Annotated in this window: 17 protein-coding genes; 7 read left to right on the forward strand and 10 right to left on the reverse strand. The window is 37.8% G+C overall.

The genetic code is table 11. From position 1 onward, the window contains the following. Positions 1-180: 180 nt before the first annotated feature. Positions 181-1,701: a succinyl-CoA:acetate CoA-transferase ScpC gene (gene scpC, locus ACIQXI_RS16340; RefSeq protein WP_402926992.1), complete on the reverse strand. Its 1,521-nt coding sequence runs from the start codon at positions 1,699-1,701 to the stop codon at positions 181-183. Positions 1,702-2,107: 406 nt separating this feature from the next. Between scpC and chrR the strand changes: the two genes are divergently transcribed. Both chrR and ACIQXI_RS16350 read left to right on the forward strand, forming a co-directional pair. Next, positions 2,108-2,839, forward strand: a complete 732-nt coding sequence (chrR, locus tag ACIQXI_RS16345) for a class II chromate reductase ChrR (protein WP_402926994.1) — start codon at positions 2,108-2,110, stop codon at positions 2,837-2,839. Between the two features lie 202 nt (positions 2,840-3,041). After that, positions 3,042-3,467 carry a hypothetical protein gene (locus ACIQXI_RS16350; RefSeq protein WP_402926996.1) on the forward strand — a complete coding sequence of 142 codons (426 nt, stop codon included), beginning with the start codon at positions 3,042-3,044 and terminating at the stop codon, positions 3,465-3,467. Positions 3,468-3,516: 49 nt separating this feature from the next. Here the strand turns inward: ACIQXI_RS16350 and ACIQXI_RS16355 are convergent, their stop codons facing one another. Beyond that, positions 3,517-5,196, reverse strand: coding sequence for a hypothetical protein (locus ACIQXI_RS16355; protein WP_402926998.1), 1,680 nt, complete (start codon positions 5,194-5,196; stop codon positions 3,517-3,519). 183 nt (positions 5,197-5,379) lie between these two features. Between ACIQXI_RS16355 and ACIQXI_RS16360 the strand changes: the two genes are divergently transcribed. The 3 genes from ACIQXI_RS16360 (at position 5,380) to ACIQXI_RS16370 (ending at position 8,564) form a co-directional block, all read left to right on the forward strand. Then, positions 5,380-6,030: a lysoplasmalogenase gene (locus ACIQXI_RS16360; protein ID WP_402927000.1), complete on the forward strand. Its 651-nt coding sequence runs from the start codon at positions 5,380-5,382 to the stop codon at positions 6,028-6,030. A 70-nt stretch (positions 6,031-6,100) separates the two neighbouring features. Further along, positions 6,101-7,330 (forward strand): peptidase T, encoded by a 1,230-nt coding sequence (gene pepT, locus ACIQXI_RS16365; protein ID WP_402927003.1) that lies wholly within the window; start codon positions 6,101-6,103, stop codon positions 7,328-7,330. A gap of 253 nt (positions 7,331-7,583) precedes the next feature. Beyond that, the gene (locus ACIQXI_RS16370) at positions 7,584-8,564 is read left to right on the forward strand and encodes a DMT family transporter (RefSeq protein WP_402927006.1); all 981 of its coding nucleotides are present in this window, start codon (positions 7,584-7,586) and stop codon (positions 8,562-8,564) included. A gap of 266 nt (positions 8,565-8,830) precedes the next feature. On the opposite strand, the gene ACIQXI_RS16375 is transcribed toward ACIQXI_RS16370, so the two are convergent. Further along, on the reverse strand, positions 8,831-9,262 hold the full coding sequence (locus ACIQXI_RS16375; RefSeq protein ID WP_402927008.1) for a DUF4395 domain-containing protein: 432 nt from the start codon (positions 9,260-9,262) through the stop codon (positions 8,831-8,833). A gap of 116 nt (positions 9,263-9,378) precedes the next feature. Here ACIQXI_RS16375 and ACIQXI_RS16380 point away from each other — a divergent pair, with 116 nt between their 5' ends. Next, the gene (locus ACIQXI_RS16380) at positions 9,379-10,089 is read left to right on the forward strand and encodes a Fe-S oxidoreductase (RefSeq protein ID WP_402927264.1); all 711 of its coding nucleotides are present in this window, start codon (positions 9,379-9,381) and stop codon (positions 10,087-10,089) included. A 45-nt stretch (positions 10,090-10,134) separates the two neighbouring features. Here ACIQXI_RS16380 and ACIQXI_RS16385 read toward each other — a convergent pair whose 3' ends face one another. Together ACIQXI_RS16385 and ACIQXI_RS16390 are read right to left on the reverse strand one after the other, a co-directional pair. Further along, positions 10,135-10,815, reverse strand: coding sequence for a GNAT family N-acetyltransferase (locus ACIQXI_RS16385; protein ID WP_402927011.1), 681 nt, complete (start codon positions 10,813-10,815; stop codon positions 10,135-10,137). Positions 10,816-10,827: 12 nt separating this feature from the next. Beyond that, positions 10,828-11,940, reverse strand: coding sequence for a mandelate racemase/muconate lactonizing enzyme family protein (locus ACIQXI_RS16390; RefSeq protein ID WP_402927013.1), 1,113 nt, complete (start codon positions 11,938-11,940; stop codon positions 10,828-10,830). A gap of 75 nt (positions 11,941-12,015) precedes the next feature. Between ACIQXI_RS16390 and ACIQXI_RS16395 the strand changes: the two genes are divergently transcribed. Continuing rightward, positions 12,016-13,260: a hypothetical protein gene (locus ACIQXI_RS16395; protein ID WP_402927015.1), complete on the forward strand. Its 1,245-nt coding sequence runs from the start codon at positions 12,016-12,018 to the stop codon at positions 13,258-13,260. A 147-nt stretch (positions 13,261-13,407) separates the two neighbouring features. On the opposite strand, the gene nhaC is transcribed toward ACIQXI_RS16395, so the two are convergent. From nhaC to ACIQXI_RS16420, 5 genes are all read right to left on the reverse strand, one after another. Continuing rightward, complete coding sequence (nhaC, locus tag ACIQXI_RS16400; protein ID WP_402927017.1) at positions 13,408-14,856, reverse strand: Na+/H+ antiporter NhaC; 1,449 nt, start codon at positions 14,854-14,856, stop codon at positions 13,408-13,410. A gap of 268 nt (positions 14,857-15,124) precedes the next feature. After that, on the reverse strand, positions 15,125-16,240 hold the full coding sequence (locus ACIQXI_RS16405) for an amidohydrolase (RefSeq protein ID WP_402927018.1): 1,116 nt from the start codon (positions 16,238-16,240) through the stop codon (positions 15,125-15,127). A 240-nt stretch (positions 16,241-16,480) separates the two neighbouring features. Then, complete coding sequence (locus tag ACIQXI_RS16410; RefSeq protein WP_402927020.1) at positions 16,481-16,621, reverse strand: hypothetical protein; 141 nt, start codon at positions 16,619-16,621, stop codon at positions 16,481-16,483. Positions 16,622-17,090: 469 nt separating this feature from the next. Then, positions 17,091-19,136 (reverse strand): TRAP transporter permease, encoded by a 2,046-nt coding sequence (locus tag ACIQXI_RS16415; RefSeq protein WP_402927022.1) that lies wholly within the window; start codon positions 19,134-19,136, stop codon positions 17,091-17,093. Further along, positions 19,133-19,648 (reverse strand): DUF1850 domain-containing protein, encoded by a 516-nt coding sequence (locus ACIQXI_RS16420; protein WP_402927266.1) that lies wholly within the window; start codon positions 19,646-19,648, stop codon positions 19,133-19,135. The genes ACIQXI_RS16415 and ACIQXI_RS16420 overlap by 4 nt, the downstream gene beginning before the upstream one ends. Positions 19,649-19,730: the final 82 nt, after the last annotated feature.

The following is a 19,730-nucleotide window of genomic DNA, read 5'->3' on the forward strand; positions in this document are numbered from 1 at the left end:
TCCAGTAAAAATCCACGTAGACTCCAGCTTAGAACGCACGCAACGTAAGCGCAGACACCTTGCGCGTTAGCGAGGGTTGCGGCTTACTATGTGCCCGCGGAAAGCATCGCCGTAGTGGACAACAAACGCATAACAAAAAGAGTTAGATTGATAGCACTCAATCTAACTCTTTTTAATATATTATTTAGCAAACGATGGATCTAGCATTGTACCGTTCTTCGCTAAATTCACATGCCAAGAAAGTGCTTTTTCTAAAATATGTGGTGTATGATGTCCACCTGTCGCTTCATTCGCTTCGTTAAAGTACGCCCATAACTGTTCTTTATAATCTGGATGCGCACAGTTATCAATAATACGGCCTACACGCTCTTTAGGTGCTAAGCCTCGTAAATCTGCAACGCCTTGCTCTGTGACGATAATATCGACATCGTGTTCAGTATGGTCTACATGCGAAACCATCGGCACGATACTCGAAATTTTGCCGCCTTTTGCATACGATTTCGTTACAAAAATACCTAATCTTGCATTACGAGCAAAATCACCAGAACCACCAATACCGTTCATCATCTTCGTACCTGAAACATGTGTTGAATTGACATTTCCGTAAATATCCAATTCAAGTGCTGTATTGACCGAAATTAAGCCGAGTCGGCGGATAATTTCAGGATAGTTAGAGATTTCCTGTGGGCGTAATACTAATTTATCAGCATATTTTTCAAAATTCCCATAAACGCGGTTTCCTACTTCTTCAGATAGGGTAATAGAAGTAGCAGATGCAAAGCTTACTTTTCCGGCATCCATTAATTCAAATACTGCATCTTGTAGTACTTCTGAATACACTTCTAAATTCTCAAACTCAGAATCTTTGAAGCCTAGTAATACAGCATTTGCTACTGACCCTACTCCTGATTGTATTGGTCGTAAACTCGTAGTTAAACGACCTACTTTAATTTCTTCACGCAAGAAATTCAGTAGGTGACTTGCCATAATGTCCGTTTCTTCATCTGCAGGGACAATTGTCGATGGCGCATCTAAAATATCTGAAATGACAATGCCTTTTACTTTATCTAAATCTAGTGGAATACCAATTGTGCCAAGACGATCTGACGCTTTTAGCATTGGAATTGGATCGCGTTTACCCTGAGGTCCTGGTACAAATATATCATGCACACCTTCTAATGCATCAAGCTGAGCTACGTTTAGTTCGATGATGACTTGGTCTGCTTCTTGCACGAAAATCGGAGAGTTACCAACTGAAGTTGTAGGAATTAATAAGCCGTCTTCTGTAATGGCAGTAGCTTCAATAATCGCAAAATCAATAGGACCAATAATACCTTGACGTACTAGTTCCGCATTGTGTGATAAATGGGCATCCACATATGTGATGTCTCCACTATTAATCTTATTACGAATACCTGAATCAGCTTGGAAAGGGCTACGCTTGCGAATAACACCAGCTTCTGCTAAGTATTGGTCAACTTCTGGCCCAAGAGATGCACCTGTATATACATCTACTTTGAAGCTTTCTGTTTTCGCTTTCTCTACAAGTGCAAGCGGTACCACTTTTACGTCACCCGCACGTGTAAATCCACTCATACCAAGTACCATGCCGTCCTTAATCCAAGATGCTGCTTCTTCTGCTGTTACAACTTTGTTTCGTAACTGTTCATTACGAAGCTTTTTTGCTAACTTTTCATCCATTCCTTATTCCTCCATCCCACTTTTATTTACTTCAACTAGATTATTTGCCCTTGCCATTGGTACACCCAACCAATGTAAAAAAACAGGAGATAAATAACCTGTCGCCATACATAATTTTACACTATTCAGAAGATTTAAGCTATATCTAACAAAATAATTTACTTTACGATGTATTTTTCATTGTTACTATAACGGCAATTACTCTAACACTTTTTGCTATACCGTTGATATCTGCTAGGGCGGTGCTTTTTTGTCGGCACTACGTAAACAAGAAAGAATAGCTTTTTAAAAGTTGTGTCTCATGCTTTGCTAAATGATAAGAAACGTTCTAGATGGAATCTATCATTCGATTTTAGAAAAAAAGCGTGCTATGCTTTTTATAAAATGGGTAAAAGGGGATTTTTAAATGGTAAAAGAATTATTACGTAGTCACTCTTCTGTTCGTATTTATGATGGCAATCCAATATCTAAAGAGATTGTCGAAGATTTAATTGCTACTGCACAAATGGCTGCTACATCTCACTTTGTTCAAGCATATAGCGTAATTTGGGTAACAGACGAGGAGAAAAAAGAGCAACTAGGCTTACTTTCTGGAAATCCACGTCAATACGAAACGTCGGGCGGTGCTTTTGTTTTTTGTGTAGATTTTAAACGACTGCAAATGGCAGGAAAATTAGAGGGCGTTGATATAGTTGCGGATTCTGCAGAGAACGTGCTCGTTGGTGTTGCTGATGTAGCATTATTTGCGCAAAACTTTGTAATTGCGGCTGAATCTATGGGATATGGCATTTGTTATATCGGCGGTGTGCGTAATAAGCCTGAAGAAATTAGTGAATTATTTAATCTGCCTGATTATGTTTTCCCATTGTTCGGATTAACAATCGGTGTTCCAGCTCGACGTAATGAGGTGAAGCCTCGTTTACCAGTTGCAGCCGTCCTACATGAAAATGAATACAATACAGCAAAGTATGAGGAACTTTTACCTTCTTACAATGAAACGATGGAAGCCTATTATAATAGTCGTTCCTCCAATCGTAAAATTGATAACTGGACGAAGCAAATGGCTGATTTCCTAATTGAACAACGTCGTCCTCATATCAATAGCTTCTTAGCTAAAAAAGGATTTAACTGGAAATAGAATTATTAAAATGGAGTTACTATCGTATGATAATAACTCCATTTTTTTCAAATTACAAATGGCTTTTTATTAACAAACTAGTATTATCGTCTTGTTCTATATGTTAAATTCAGGGACAAATTAAACGAAAAGACACTTCCCTTTTCCAACATTTCCATTAATATTAATAGAAGGACTTTATCTCGAAAGGAGTTATGTCAACATGTCCTACGTCAATAAGCATCTTGCTCGTACCCTAGAACAACAACATAAGAGAAGCGTAAGAGGTTTATTTTTAAAAATCCAAGACTTAAACAATGACTGTTTACTTTTAAGAAAACGGCTTGAACAACATATTGACCTTACGCAATACAAAGACGCGATTGACTATGTCGATCAATTCGTTTCCTATACAAGCATTTTAAATTTGAAATTTGTTACGAATACACAAAACCTTGAAGTAGTAGTATTGCATGCTCTTTTACTGGAATATATAATCGAACAACAATCAGCCTCTACGTTTGACTATGAACTTAATTTATTGCATGACTATATGCAAGAAATTCTCGCATTAAACGAACATGCGTCAACACTTTTTTCCAACCATAAAGAAAAAATGCTTCGGTACATCGAGAAGCAAAACATATAAAAAAGACGATCAAGACAATAGAATTCATTGTGCTGATCGTCTTTTGTTTTTATTGTAAACCTTTAATGATAAGCGAGCGTACTGGTAAGAATTGCTCTCCAGTTTCATTATACGTGAGGATGACTTCATCGCCTTCTTGTAAGTAAATAGCAAGAGGCTCAGTTTCAGCACTTACTAAATAATTTTCACCGTTATTCAGTAAAAACGATACTACAGTAAAGTCTCCAAGGCGTTCCTTATAGACACGCACTACTGTTCCACTTGCATTTTTCTGTTCTGCATGTGAACTACCATCGACCGTACTGCCACCACGAGTTAGCGCTGTTTTATATAATTTTAACGCTTCTTTTGGTGTTGTAGCATAAGCTGAAATCTCAGGATTTGCGGCAGAAACAATAAAGTAATTTTGTAAGAAGCCATTAGAATCTAGCACTGCTGTTAACCAACTCGCCTCTCCATAAAAATTATATAAAACAGGCATTTCTCCAGCCCATTTTTTCTCAATAAATTTCTTTTCAATAATTTGCAAATTACCTTGTGAATCCATATAAGATTCATCTTTATTTCCTGTGTAATAGGTTGCTTCACCAGTTCTGGCATTTGTTAATGAGTAACCAAGCATAGAATCGACGCCCTCTTTTGGACTCGTGAAGTCTGTGAAATAATACATATCGCCCGCTTCATCGAAAATCGGACTGACATTTGCTTCGGTCCCTTCATCAGAAGGCAACTTGACATCTTTTTTACCAAACATACTATTCCAATAACCATGAACATATTTGCCATAATAACTATTTTGTAAACTTACTGTCTCAGGTGAAACGGCACCATCAATAAATGCTGGCACATCGGCTAATTTCACAACTTCAGATTTACCTGTCAAGGCATCCACAAGGACAATACCTTTTACGTCGAAGCCATTTCGAGCAGATATAAATTCTCCATATGAACGGATGTAGTATGGTTTACCGTCATCATCGATTTCCAGTTGGACATCGCCATAAAAAATAAGAAATGGATGCTGTAAGCGCATGTGACGTTCTAAGTTAGCATTTAGAAAAGCTGAAGGGACATATTTCATTTCCTGTGCAACAAATTTTGGATTGTCCGCTGAGTCTGTGGCACTCATTGTAAAATAACCTGGTGTCGTCTTACCGTTCATCCATTTAAAGAAGCCTGAAAATTCCACTGGTGCGATATAAACATACTCGCCATTAACCTTCTGTATTTGTAAACGTCCTAGCTCATAATAACTTGTATTTGGTACTTGCCCAAATGCCTTTTTCATTTTATTGCGGACGAATTTAGGCGGGACACTCGCCGGTGTTTGCGTTTCATCAAACGGCTTAATCTCGACCTCTTCTTTCATTTCCGCAGATTTAAATTTTTCGTTAGCATTCCATAGTGGTGCGGATAATACATAGACCCCCACTACTAAGCTCGCTAAAAATAAAAGACCTTTTATTTTTCTTTCAATACCACTTGCTAAAAATGCACCACATAAAGTTAGTAGTATAATTACCGGCCAAAAGACAAGCCAGTTAACATCAATTTTTGTCACATAGAGCGCAATACCCGATGCGATAAATCCGATAACAAACACAGCGATAAAAAAGTAGCCCACTACTTTCTTCGATTGTCCATCTTCACGCTTTTTTGTTATGAGCGGTGTTAACAATACACTCGCAATAATTGCAATGACTGCAGAAGCTATTAATAGCTTAGTCATTTTATTCACCCTCTCCTCACTTACTGTCTTTCTTATTTACGGTTACATAGAGAAAAAGTTTCAAACATAAATTGAACGGATATTGCCTTCACGCTTACTGATTAATAGGATGTTAAAAGAACTTGTCATCAAAAAGGGAATTTAAGCAGTAATAGAGAATTTCAAAGAAAAGGAGCTGAAAATTTGGTTAGAAAAATTTTGTTAGCATTTATCATCTTATTTGGTCTTTATTATATTTTTTTCTTTTCACACATTGACCAAAGAGTAATACTTATTTTCAAAATTATCCCGATGATTTTGATTATTATCATGGCAGCAATTCCAAAAGTACAGGCGATCAAAAAATATCAATTATTAATTGTTATTGGCTTAGTATTTTGTATGATAGGAGACTACACATTACAATGGTTCCTTATCGGTCTTACTAGCTTTTTAATAGGCCATATTTTTTATATCTTTGCTTTTTCAAGCACTAATGAACAGCCAGTACCAACTTGGGCAAAAGTTTTATTACTTCTATATGGCGTAATGATGGCTATATGGATTGCTAGCACAGTCTTTAAATCTGGTGAAACAATACTTACATTTGCCGTTCTTGCCTATATTGCAATTATCTTAACAATGGGTTGGACTGCCATTCGCACCCGTTCTGCATTCGCTATAGTTGGCGCAATTTTGTTTATCGCATCGGATTCGTATTTAGCAGTGAATAAATTTGTTATGCCACTACCTTTCTCGCACGAAGTAATTATGTTGACGTATTATAGTGCGCAAATACTTATTGCATTGAGCATTGTTCAATATTCCGAAATCCGAAGTAAAGTGGTACAATGAAAGTGCCTGGCACTCAAACAATTCTGAATTGTTTGAGTGCCAGACACCTACAAAGGAGGCCATATATTCTATGAAAGAACAAGTAATCGAGCGATTAATTCGCTACGCAAAAATCGATACTCAATCAGACTTCACAAGCGAAACAACTCCTTCTACTCAAAAGCAATTCGATTTATTGCATATTTTGAAGGATGAACTTGCCGCAATTGGCTTAACAGACATTACTTTAGATGACAATGGCTATTTATTTGCAACACTTGAAGCAAATACAGATAAAGAAGTACCAACAATTGGCTTTCTAGCACATGTTGATACAGCGACTGATTTCACAGGCAAAAATGTTAATCCGCAACGAATTGATCATTACGATGGCGGTGACATTCGATTAAATGAAAATTTAGTCATGTCGCCAAAAGAGTTCCCCGAACTTAAAAATTACGTTGGACAAACACTTATTACGACTGACGGCACGACATTACTTGGTGCAGACGATAAAGCAGGCATTGCTGAAATCATGACGGCTATGGAATATTTAATTAATAACCCTTCCATTAAGCACGGCAAATTACGTGTAGCTTTCACACCTGATGAAGAAATTGGGCGCGGACCTCATAAATTTGATGTCGCTGCATTCGGGGCTGACTATGCTTATACAATGGATGGCGGACCATTAGGCGAGCTTCAATTCGAAAGCTTTAATGCTGCAGGTGTGAAAGTGACAACAAAAGGCACAAGTGTACACCCAGGTTCGGCAAAAAATAAAATGGTTAATTCTATTACAATGGCTATTGCATTCCAAAACGAAATGCCATCGGATGCGGTACCTGAGAAAACAGAAGGGTATGAAGGCTTTATTCATTTAATGGACTTTAAAGGGGCTATTGAACATACTGAGCTTTCTTATATCGTACGTGACCACGATCGTCAAAAATTCGAGGCGAAAAAACAATTAATGCGTGATGCCGCTGCTAAAATTCAAGCACAATTTGGCCAAGATGCACTGACAATTTCAATCGAAGACCAATACTATAATATGGGTGAAAAAATTGAGCCTGTAAAAGAAATTGTAGACATTGCACGCCAAGCAATGGATAAATTAGATATTACCCCAAATACATTACCTATCCGCGGCGGTACAGACGGCTCACAACTTTCTTACATGGGCTTACCAACACCAAATATTTTTGCTGGTGGCGAGAACATGCATGGTAAATACGAATATGTATCTGCCGAAACAATGGAAAAAGCTACACAAGTTATTATTGAAATCGTGCAGCTATTTGAACAACAAGGTAAGTAAGTTTATTTACTTTCGAATGATAAAAATTAATAATAAAGACGCTATAAACAGTCTTTAAGCTAAAATCCGCTTCGCTCCCGATGAATAAGGCACGACTAGCACAATTCATTAAAATCGGTGCATTTGCTTGTTCTTAGGAGTCTACGCGGATTTTTCTTTACTACGAAAGAATGGGGACAGATTGATAAACTGGCTTTCATTCTCAATATTAATGACTGAATTTTCGAATTACATAAAAGTTAGGTGATGGATTATGAAAGAAATTGCATTAGGCATTATAGCTTCACTATTTTTTGCGGTAACATTTATTTTTAATCATGCAATGGAACTGCAAGGTGGCAGTTGGCTATGGAGTGCATCACTTCGTTACTTCTTCATGCTACCTTTTTTACTAGTTATCGTCTTTTATCGTAAGGGCTTTTCACAGCTTACAAAAGAAATGAAAAATAAACCTGTAGCATGGCTACTATGGAGCTTTGTTGGCTTTGTGCTCTTTTATGCACCACTTACATTTGCAGCAGCGTTCGGTCCAGGCTGGCTCGTTTCAGGTACATGGCAATTTACAATTGTTGCTGGTGTACTACTCGCTCCCCTATTTGTGTCAGTAATCGCCGGAAAAACAGTGCGTCAAAAAATTCCGTTGATTTCCTTTCTTATTTCATGTGTTATTTTAGTAGGGATTTTGCTTATTCAAATACCACAAGCACAGTCTGTAACATCGAAAAATCTAGTATTAGGAATTTTACCGGTAGTTATTGCAGCATTTGCTTACCCCCTCGGTAATCGTAAAATGATGGAGATCTGTGGAGGACGCATTGATACATTCCAACGGGTACTAGGTATGACTGTTGCATCGATGCCTGCATGGATTGTCATGGCTTTGTATGCCGTTTTGACCGTTGGGCTACCTTCATTAAACCAAGTGTTACAATCATTACTAGTCGGTATTAGCTCAGGCGTCATTGCGACCATTCTATTTTTCATCGCAACTGATCGCGTTCGTGAACATCAAGGCAAACTAGCTGCTGTGGAGGCAACCCAATCAACGGAAATACTATTTGTCATTGTTGGTGAAGTACTACTACTCGGCATTGCGTTTCCAGATCCGATTGCACTTGCAGGACTTGGCGTTATCATTGTCGGTATGCTATTGCATAGCTACTATACGATGATTCTTGGAAAGAAAAGTGTTCCTCAGCCAACATCCCCTTCTGAGCAGTCGAGCACTACTTAATAAAGGCTTATGTTTTGTTGGCTTAACAAAAAAGGACGACTCATTCCTATACGGATGAGTCGTCTAGAGATTTTACGTTCCCAAAAAATGAGGGGGGTTTTAGGAGCGCTTTATGAACTAGCAAACTTCTGGAGAAAAGTAGCTAAAGTTCATCCTCTCTACACTCGTTTTGCAGAGAAGGAATAATCTTTACACTGATAATGATAATCATTATCAATTAAATTGTCAACTACAATCTTTAAATTAACTAAAAATTTTTTTATTGGTCATAAAGCTTTTTTCAATGAACGGCGGTATTGCCATTGTTTTAACTGAAAATGTAAAAAACAACCGATACAAAATCCAGCAATTGCAACCGATGAAGCAATTACTACCATCGTAGTCATCACATACCCCACCACTTGCCAATTACACAAAAAGGCTACTAGGCCACTAGCTAAACATATGCAAGCAATGCTGGAATTAAACCTTTGTTGCTGTGCATCCTCCGGTATATAGGCAGTAGGAGCTTTTCGTAAAAACAATGTTCCAAATCTAATAACCGGATTAAAATGACATACAACACCGAGTAAGTTAGCAACTAAGGGAATCGCTAATAACCATGCATAGCCTGTAATCCATGATACTAATACACTAAGTAAAATTGTCCATTGATTGAAACGAACAAGCGGTCTTGGAATTGCATGTGTTAATGACATCTAAAACCAACCTTTCTTATATGTTTAATGTATTTTACTATATTGCATTCCATTTGTGAAGTAAAAATGAATAACATATAATTGAAGGTAATGATTGAAAAGAAAAGGTGATGACAATGCCCGCTTTAACGATGGATCAAGTCAGACAACTGAATTCCTACAGTATTTATACAACAGAGCCAAAACGAACGCTTTTTACATTAGCTGATATACATAAAGACTTTTACCATCCTGATTTTTTAAACCTTATGATGGGCATTACAGATGCCGCAACAGAAACAGCCGCTATCTCCCATTTTGCACGACGCTACGGCATGTTTTTTGCTATGCAACTTTATATGCTTGCCGCCTACGATGAAATTTGGGACGGAAAACCAATTGAGCTTCGCTTTGATGCGGCTAAGGAATTCAATAGCTTCACTGTCGCTATGTTCGTTAATCCTAACGATTGGCGTTATGTGGAAGAAGAAGAGCGACAAGCTGTCATTGAAAAAATATTATATGACGGGCATGTCATCGTTTCGCAGCTGCGTAAAGTTACATCAATTTCCCCTTTAACCATTTGGGAAAATTTCTTTGGCTACCTACTTTGGCATTACCATCAATTATTGGCTAACCCCGGCTTGGCAGACCAAGCAATGGATGATATCGAAGTATTAGAAAACCCTAAAACATGGGCTCGTTTCTCGCAAAAATCGTGGTGGGCGGAATATACCGGTGGTCAGAGTCCTACAAATTTAGTAAATGTTCCGGTTCGCAAATCTTGCTGCTTTTCCAAAGATATTCCTGGTCTTTTGGCATGTGGATTTTGTCCACTTAAGAAATAACAAAAAGCCTTACTTCTCACGTTTGGTGAAAAGTAAGGCTTTCTTTTATTTTTCAAAAACAACAAACCATTCATTTTGTTCTTCATACATCGAAGTTCCTGTAAACCCTTCTTTTAAAAGCTGCTGTTGCATGGCTGTATCTGACATGACAACAGCTTTTTTTTCAACATATTGTGGCTGTTCAAGTTGTAAATCCTTATAAAAAATATAGCGTAATTTATCTACATATTTAATTTTCAAGCCCTTGATAACTAGCCCTTGTGAAAATTTATCCTTTAAGCTCGGAATATTATACGGTTTAACCGTTGAACAAACGTAGTCATAGCTATTTAAATCTATTTCATTCATCACAATAGTTGCTAATGTTTTTTGTAATCCATAACCTCGATAAAGGGGCGAAACATTCGAGATTTCTTGATATAACACGCGATGGAATTGCTCCTCTGGAATAGCACAATCATATCCAAGGTGCTCGTCATCAACAGGTGGATTTAATAATGCTCGGAAGCCAATTAGCTTATTTTCAACATATGCTCCAATCATCAAGCCATTGCCTTGTAAAATGTATTCGAATTCTTCTGTCGATAAAGGCTGTAAAATGCTTTGATCCGGCAATACTTCATATACCTCTTGTTGCAATGTCAGTATAGCTGGTAAATGGTGCAGTTGTAATATCGTGACATAAAAAGGCGTTTGTCCAAGCAGACCTTCATAAATTCTATCCATGTTGAAGCCTCCTTAAGCTGTTACGGTTGTTGAAAATTGGCATAGTTCCTTCAGAACTTCTTCATCGACAGCTACACCTAGTCCAGGTTGTTCTGTCAGGCAAATGAATGGGACATCATAGTGTAAATTTCCGACATCCTTAGAGAATTTCAGAGGCCCTGTCAATTCGACACTTGTCATAATCTTTTTAGAAAATGCAACGTGGAAACCAGCTGCTGAACCTACAGACGATTCCACCATCGAACCAATCTGACATTCGATGCCAGCCATTTCCGCCATAACTGCTAATTTCATCGCAGGGTAGATGCCTCCGCATTTCATTAATTTAATATTTACTTTATCTGCTGCACGCTTTGCAATAATTTCACGCATTTCACGTACGCCACGAAGCCCCTCATCAATCATTAACGGCACATCGGACTTCGATTTAATTTCTACCATGCCATCAATATCTTCACTATCAACAGGCTGTTCTAACCAATCAATATTTAAATCCTTTAGTGCACGTAAACCTTGTAATGTTGTAGCCGCATTGCCCCATCCTTGGTTTACATCGACACGTATCGCAATATCCTCGCCTACACGCTCACGTACTGCTTTTATACGAGCAACGTCACGTCTAACTTCAGTTCCTACCTTCATTTTAAATGACTGATAGCCCATTTCTACACGTTTAGCTGCCTCGTCTGCCATTTCTTCAGGCGTTCCAATACTCAACACATGAGTAATTGGGAATTTATCATGATAACGTCCGCCAAGCAGCTGATAAACCGGCACTTGTAATGCTTTGCCAGCAATATCAAAACACGCAATATCAATTGCTGCTTTAGCAGCAGGTACATCCTTCACAATATGATTCATTTTATCGTGAAGCTTTTCAAAAGCCATTGGATTTTCTCCCATAATGGCCGGTACTAACTGGTGTGTTAATACTGCATACGTACTTTCCCATGACTCGCCTGTTACATGTTCATCCGGTACCGCTTCTCCGTATCCGACAATACCCGTATCTGTTGTGATTTTCAAAATAATCGAAGGCATTGTATTATATGTAGCATAACTAATAATAAATGGCTCAATAAGTGGTAATTGAATCGCAAAAACTTCTACTTGTTGGATTTTCATTTTTTATCATACTCCTGTATAATTTATGTTGTCGTTAATATGTCGCTAAATACTTAAAAAATATAAAAAGGAACGATGCCTTTGTCTACAAAAATAGCAGTAATATGCTCTCATGCTTTTAAAAAGCGTATCTCTAGTATCGCACAAAACATAGAGAATATTCAAATAGAATTTTATCTTTACAAACACCCTTCCGATGCACCGGCTTTGTTAAAGCAAATCAACCCATGTGATGCACTTCTATTAGGAGGTACATTGCCATATTTATATGCCCAATCATCTCTTGAAGCATTACCGATTCCTTGGAATTACTTAAAACAAGATGAGATGACCATTTCTACGACTTTATTGTCACTTATAGCAAACAAAGCAATCCCTTTACCAAGACTGTCCATAGACGTCATGCATCCAACATTCGTTGATAACGTACTAACTGAGATTGAATATATTGGCGCAAAACCTTATGTTCATCGCATTTCCATTACAGAACCAACAGACAATGTCTTGCATAAGCATATTGCCTTATGGGATGCTCAGCACATCGATTTTGTCATCACCAGCATTCATAGTGTATATGATGAGTTACAGCTACGTAACATACCTGCTATGCGTATGATCGATGCCACAAGTTCAATTATGCAATGTCTAGAAGAAACAAAAACACAATCACTACTTACTAAATCCGAATCGGCAAAGGCTGTCGTTGGATTTTTAGATATTCCTTACAACAATCGTAGTGCAGATATTTTACACAATATAACTACATCTACACATGCAACTTATAAGCAAATTAATCCTAACTATTTTGAGCTATATACAACAGCTGGACATTTACAAAATGCGCTTGAAAAGGAACATTTCCAGCAGCTTAGCCAACAGCTAGATTCACCTTTCAGACTTGCCTTTGGCTATGGACACTCCATTTATGAAGCAGCTGAGAATGCTACACAGGCATTGAAATTTGCTAAGCCTTTTGAAATATATATTTTGGATGAACACAAAAATCTATTAGGGCCATTCCCAAAATTTGAAGGTAAACTGTCTTTAAAAACGAAAGATCCGTATATTTTACAAATGGCAAAACAAACAAGCTTAAGTCCATTAAACATCTCAAAAATTATTCAATTCAGTAAAGAACGGCAATCTTCACAATTTACAGCACAAAATCTTTCAGAATACTTGCAAGTTACACGTCGAACAACTGAACGTATTATTAAAAAGTTGGTTGATCATGGTTATGCGAAGATTGTTGGTGAAGAAATGACACACCAACAAGGTCGTCCTCGCACAATATACGAATTAAACTTTGCAACCTATTAATAGGCAAAGACAAGCTCCAACACAGCGTTGCTCATTGGCTAGTGCAATACCTAAGCATATGACATATTCCATGCTTACGGCCTTACTTCACTAACCAAACGCAATTTACTGATGGGGCTTGTCTTAATTTTCATTTAATTCACAGTCTTAGTCGACTGCAACCATATTATTCATCTCTTGTTCTTGCACTTCTTTTTTACGTTGCTCTGCTGCTTCCACTTCTTCTGGCGTCATTTTAATAATTTTAAATCCGATATAGCCATAAATAATTGAAATAATTGGCACCGTAAAGTTTAGTATTGCATATGGGGCATATTCCATAGCACTAACACCTAATGTGGCTAATATAAATACCCCACAAGTATTCCAAGGGAAGAATACGGATGTTAACGTTCCCCCATCCTCTAGAGCGCGCGATAAATTTTTCGAATGCAAGCCTCGTTTTTGATAGACATCAGCAAACATCCGTGAAGGGACTACAATTGATATGTACTGCTCAGAACATGTCGCATTTGTTGTAATACATGCAGCAATGGTTGAAGCAATAAGGCTACCTGTAGATTTAGCAAACTTCACCACAACATCCATAAGCGCCTTCAACATGCCCGAATATTCTAACACCCCACCAAATGTCATGGCAACAATTGTCATTGAAACCGTATACATCATTGAATCTAAGCCACCACGATTAAAGAGCTCATCCACCATTTCATTTCCTGTAGAAATAACAAAGCCTTCTTGTAATGCATGAACAGCCATCGTTGGTGTTCCACCTTGCACAAAAATCTGTAATAAGAAGCCTGAAATAATACCAACAACTAACGCTGGAATTGCTGGAACCTTTTTCGCTACCATAACAATTACCCCTACTGGGACAAGTAATAGCCACGGTGAAATAACAAAGCTTTTTTCCATAACAGCAAGCGTCGTCAATATGTTTTCTGAATCCATTGCTACATCAGCAAAACGTCTTCCCATAAAACCAAATGCAACAAGTGTAATAATTAAAGCCGGGATTGTCGTATAAAGCATATGTTTTATATGCGCAAATAAATCTGTATTTGTTAAACCTGCTGCTAAATTCGTCGTATCCGATAAAGGTGACATTTTATCACCAAAGTAAGAACCTGAAATAACTGCTCCTGCAATCATCGGTGCTGGAATACCCATACTTAAACCGATACCCATACCAGCAACACCTATCGTTGCCATTGTCGACCAAGAACTACCGATTGCTAGTGAAACGATTGAACATAATAGCAAAATCGTCACTAAAAACCAAGCTGGAGAAATTAATTTTAAACCGTAAAAAATCATTGTGGCAACGACTCCCCCACCAATCCATGCGCCAATTGTCAAACCAACTAAAATAATAATGACAATTGCAGGAAGAGCAAGGCGTATACCTTTATACATCATTTCTTCAATTTCCACCCACTTATAACCGTGTTTTTTGGCAACAATTGCTGCTACAATTGTTCCCACGATCAGTGGCACGTGAGGACTTTGCTCTAACACAACTACTGTAAATAACATCGTAGTTATCATTATTACAAAAGTTAGGAGTGCCCAAGTCGCACTAATTTCCTTTTTCATTGTCCCATCCCCTTTTTTTGCACCTAATTACAATTTCCCATTCCACAAGCGCAAATATATTTTTACGTTTTTTAGCTTAATATTCAAAAAATATAAAGTCAACGCAAAAAATTTATGCTTCTATAGCAATTATCATAGTTAAAGGGCAAAAAAACGCTTCCAACTAGCTGATACAAACCATTCAAAACGCCGCATTTTTATGCATTCTTTTAAAATAGCGCAAACAAAAAGGCTCCACCAAAATTTGATGAAACCTTCAAAATATTTTTTATTTATGTTCAGGCTTTTTTTCTAATAAACACGCCAGTACTTTCGATGCATCGATTAATGCACTTCGTTCAAAAGTCATTTTCGGGTGATGTAAACCAGGTACTAAATTAGCACCAATGCCAATCATGGTCGCTTTTAGCTCCGGTTTTTTAACTGTATAAAAATGAAAATCGTCGCTACCTGGCGTTGTAATTTCATCAGCTAAAAATTGTTCACCAAGCGTTTCTAATATAGCATTTTTAGCCATATTGGCCGCAATCGGCGACACTTCGGCACCAGGGGTGAAATCAAGCCATTTCCAATTTAGTTCAATATCAAACTGTTGCTGTATTGATTTCAATCCAGCTTCAATACGATTTCGGAGCAATTCCAGCTGATCATTATGCTGCGCTCGAATATCCATTGAAAAGCTCGCGCTACCCGGAATGATATTCGTGCTTCCACCATCTGCAATAATCTTCGTTAACTTTGCAGAGTGTGGCTCGAACGGCGATAAATGAATACTCGTTAACATTAATTGAATTGCCATTATGACATCAATCGCATTTTTACCTTGATGTGGTCTTGCACCATGTGCATCCGTACCATGAATAGTACCATCTAAAAAGTAAGCAGCACCATGGTGGATAGCCGGTGACACTTTTCCTAATGGAAGCTCTTCAATCGGTCTCAAATGAACACCAAATAAATGCGAAACACCATCTACAGCACCACGTTCAAATGCAGCACATGCACCATTCCCTACTTCTTCTGCAGGTTGAAAAATAAAACGTACACGATGTTGCAATGGTCGATCTTTTAGCAGCAATAATGCTCCTAGTACCATTGTAATGTTAGCATCATGACCACATGAATGGTTTGCCTGCCATTTACCATCAACTTCTTGCCATAATGCATCAATGTCTGCACGCACTGCCACGATCTCATCGCCTGTACCAATTTCAGCAAGTAACCCTGGTACATCGCCTAACAAACGATAAGATACATTTAAGTCGTCTAAGATAGACGCAATTTTCTTCGTTGTTTCAAATTCCTTCCAACTTACCTCTGGATAATTATGAAAATGTTCAAACCATTGATACATCGTTTCTTCTAACATTGCTGCACTTGTCATAACGACACCTCGATACATCTTTTTTCCAATCATTATACATGAAAGCTTTTTAGAAAAGTATATATGAAATTAGTACTATAATGATTTAAATATCATTTAACTTGGTAATAAAACACTCAATTAATCATTATTATTTTATGTAAACTTTATTGAAAATGTGCGAAAAATTCTTTTATACATAGCAAAAGACTGTGTTAAAAGATCTAGTTCCACTTTTAGCACAGCCTTTTGAAAATGCAATTATAAGCTTGTAAAAAAACCCTCTGGATATTCTTCATAATGTATTTGAAGTGGTTGCTCCTCATTATTATTTGTCGTTTGTAATTCAGGCTCTTGATCCATCAAATACGTTTCAAATTTCGAATTAAAATTAAGCTCCATTATCTTGCCTCCTTTATTAATAGAATTTTCTGATAATTAAATTATATACTATCTTTTTACGGAAAATCAACAAATAATACTTATTATGCATAATTTATATCAATTTAATCTCTTATCGAGATAATAACACATTGAATTTTGTGGAATTACATGTAAATATCCAGATTTCTTCTTCTGTTATATCCACTAATCGATGGAGACAAAAGAAAAAGTGTTAGATTGACTGCCATCAATCTAACACTTTTCGAGGCCGTTGACGTCCGCTACGGCGGTGCTTTCCGCGGACACACTTGTAAGCCGCAATTCGCTAACGCGCAGGCTTGTTGCGCCTTACTTTGCGTGCATGCTGAACAGAAGTACCAACTTCGCTACCATCAGCGTTTCATTTTGTTTATATGGTACAAACATCATTAGTTAAACACTTTTTGCTATGTCGTTAATGTACGCTTCTTAACTATTAATAACTTTATTAAACTGTTACACTTTTACTCTGCGAATTTCCGTTATCAGAGCCGTTACCGCCATATTTATGCTGTGTTAAAATTTGAATCGTTACTAGCGCAATGAAAATGGCCAAGCCTGCCCAATCCGAGAACTTTTCAGGGTAGATAAGCAATAGACCCGCTACGATCGCAAATAAACGCTCGATCCATAGTACTTTTCGGTACCAGAAGCCTATAACGCCAGCGCCAATTGCCACCATTCCGGTAACAGCTGTAAATACAACCCATAAAATTTGCGGAATTGTTGTATCAATCATTAGCAAAGCCGGCGAGAACACGATCATATATGGAATGATAAACGCTGCAATGGCAAGCTTTGCCGAGTTAACACCTGTCTTAATTGGATCGCCACCTGATATACCGGAAGCAGCAAATGCGGCGAGTGCCACTGGCGGTGTGATATCCGCAATAATACCAAAGTAGAATACAAAGAAATGCGCCGATAATAAGACAACAACTGGCACTAATTCCTGTGGTGTATTTGGTGATAATAATGCCACAATGGCAGGCGCTGCAATTGTCGATGTAATGACATAGTTGGCCGTTGTTGGCGCGCCCATTCCTAAAATGAGCGAAGCAATCATAACGAAGACAAGTGTTAAAATAATACTGCCTCCTGCCAACGCTACTAAACTATTAGCTAAACTTAAGCCGAGACCTGTTTTCACAACTACACCTACAATAATACCCGCACAAGCTGTTGCTGCTACAACACCTAATGCTGTGCGAGCTCCCTCAACTAATGCATCGATAATATCTTTCGGCTTTAAGCGTGTATCTTTGTTGAACATTGTTACACCAATTGAAATAACAATACCGTAAAGGGCAGCATGCATTACAGGTGTACCCGTTAACATCAGTACAATAATAGCAATAATTGGTAGTAATAAATAAATCTTCTTAAATACTTCTTTACGGTTAGGCATTTGATCATCACGTAAGCCTCGTAAGCCGACACGCTTCGCTTCAAAATGCGTCATTATCCAAATCCCTGTAAAATAAAGCAACGCAGGAATTGCGGCTGCTTTGGCAATATCCCAATATGTAATTCCGCGTCCAATAAACTCCACCATTAGAAACGCCGCGGCACCCATAATCGGAGGCATTAACTGACCACCAGTAGAAGCTGCTGCTTCAACTGCCCCTGCAAACTCTTTCCGATATCCTAGCTTTTTCATCATCGGAATTGTGTACGAACCTGATGTTACAACGTTTGCTACAGAACTTCCCGAAATCATCCCCTGTAATGCACTTGAGAACACAGCTACCTTAGCTGGCCCACCAATTAATTTTCCAGCGAACGCTACCGCTAAATCATTAAAATATTGGCCAACTCCCGTTTTTACGAGGAATGCCCCAAATAATAAGAACACAAAAATAAAGGTAGCAGATACGCTAATTGGCGTTCCTAAAATACCATCTGTCGTAAAATACATCAGGTTAACAATGCTTTCAAAATCTTGCCCTCGGTGCGCCATAAAGGCAGGAAAATAAGGGCCAAAATAAGCATAAATCAAGAAACATGTTGCAATAATCGTAATCGGTAAACCGACTGCACGACGAGCAGCCTCAAGCACGAGAACTACCGCTATTAAACCGACAATAAAGTCCAACTGTGTAATGGTACCATTACGATTAACAAGCTCCGTATAATTCAATGTCCAATACGAACCGACCACTACAGCTAATAACGATAAAATATAATCGAACCAGGCAATTTTATGCTTTGGTGCTTTTCGTCGAGCTGGGAATAGCAAGAAAATAAGTGCTAAACCAAACCCTAAGTGGATCGTTCGTTGAATTGGTGCTGTAAATTGCCCAAAAATAGCCGTGTATAACTGAAACAAGGAGAATGCTAATAATCCAAAGAAGATGACATGTTTCATAATACCCGAAATTGTACGTACATTGGATTCAATATCATATTTTTCAAGTATGGCTTGTTGCTCTTCTGCCGATATTTGTTCGAATTCTTCTTTTACTTCGTTGTTGCGTTCTTGTAATTTTGTCAAGTCAATCTAACTCCTTTCCATCGTTCATATAGCGATATACGCTTCACCTCAAATAAATAGGATTTACCCCTTTGCAAATCTTTTTTTAAATCATATTCATAATTTTTATAAACAAATACAAGATCTAAATCTAAGTCCCCTATAAAAATTGTAAAATCCTCAATAAATTCCTTATCAAATTGCAAAAAATATTTTCCATCTCTTTGTGTTAAAGTTTGATTTTCCTCTGCGTAGGCGGGCATACCAATCGCTAAGTCCTCATACTCCATCCCTAACATTTGAATACGATTTCCTGCTACGCTTCGATAATATTCAAGCACATCTGATTTATGGATTGAATGTGTGTACCTTATTCCAAAAGCATCATCACCAGCAAAAGGTAAATAATGCACGACTGGATTGTCTATCCGTGTTTCTGTAAATGCAAATACCTTTTGAAGAGGAAGAAAAATGAATATGCCAACGCCAATACTACATATCGCTATTACAAATACTAATCTCCTCATTCGCATCACATCTATTCCCCCACTTTAAAAACTATCCGCTTTTAGCCTGTTCGTAATAAAAAAGGGCCCGAAGCTTTACGCAATCCGA

The sequence above is a fragment of the Lysinibacillus sp. NPDC097195 genome (assembly GCF_044762075.1).
Lineage (GTDB): Bacteria > Bacillota > Bacilli > Bacillales_A > Planococcaceae > Lysinibacillus.

Excerpts from the sequence above, each read along its gene's own strand:
- scpC (WP_402926992.1), bottom strand. The coding sequence starts at position 1,701 with ATGGATGAAAAGTTAGCAAAAAAGCTTCGTAATGAACAGTTACGAAAC.
- chrR (WP_402926994.1), top strand. The coding sequence starts at position 2,108 with ATGGTAAAAGAATTATTACGTAGTCACTCTTCTGTTCGTATTTATGAT.
- ACIQXI_RS16350 (WP_402926996.1), top strand. The coding sequence starts at position 3,042 with ATGTCCTACGTCAATAAGCATCTTGCTCGTACCCTAGAACAACAACAT.
- ACIQXI_RS16355 (WP_402926998.1), bottom strand. The coding sequence starts at position 5,196 with ATGACTAAGCTATTAATAGCTTCTGCAGTCATTGCAATTATTGCGAGT.
- pepT (WP_402927003.1), top strand. The coding sequence starts at position 6,101 with ATGAAAGAACAAGTAATCGAGCGATTAATTCGCTACGCAAAAATCGAT.
- ACIQXI_RS16370 (WP_402927006.1), top strand. The coding sequence starts at position 7,584 with ATGAAAGAAATTGCATTAGGCATTATAGCTTCACTATTTTTTGCGGTA.
- ACIQXI_RS16375 (WP_402927008.1), bottom strand. The coding sequence starts at position 9,262 with ATGTCATTAACACATGCAATTCCAAGACCGCTTGTTCGTTTCAATCAA.
- ACIQXI_RS16380 (WP_402927264.1), top strand. The coding sequence starts at position 9,379 with ATGCCCGCTTTAACGATGGATCAAGTCAGACAACTGAATTCCTACAGT.
- ACIQXI_RS16385 (WP_402927011.1), bottom strand. The coding sequence starts at position 10,815 with ATGGATAGAATTTATGAAGGTCTGCTTGGACAAACGCCTTTTTATGTC.
- ACIQXI_RS16390 (WP_402927013.1), bottom strand. The coding sequence starts at position 11,940 with ATGAAAATCCAACAAGTAGAAGTTTTTGCGATTCAATTACCACTTATT.
- ACIQXI_RS16395 (WP_402927015.1), top strand. The coding sequence starts at position 12,016 with ATGCCTTTGTCTACAAAAATAGCAGTAATATGCTCTCATGCTTTTAAA.
- nhaC (WP_402927017.1), bottom strand. The coding sequence starts at position 14,856 with ATGAAAAAGGAAATTAGTGCGACTTGGGCACTCCTAACTTTTGTAATA.
- ACIQXI_RS16405 (WP_402927018.1), bottom strand. The coding sequence starts at position 16,240 with ATGACAAGTGCAGCAATGTTAGAAGAAACGATGTATCAATGGTTTGAA.
- ACIQXI_RS16410 (WP_402927020.1), bottom strand. The coding sequence starts at position 16,621 with ATGGAGCTTAATTTTAATTCGAAATTTGAAACGTATTTGATGGATCAA.
- ACIQXI_RS16420 (WP_402927266.1), bottom strand. The coding sequence starts at position 19,648 with ATGCGAATGAGGAGATTAGTATTTGTAATAGCGATATGTAGTATTGGC.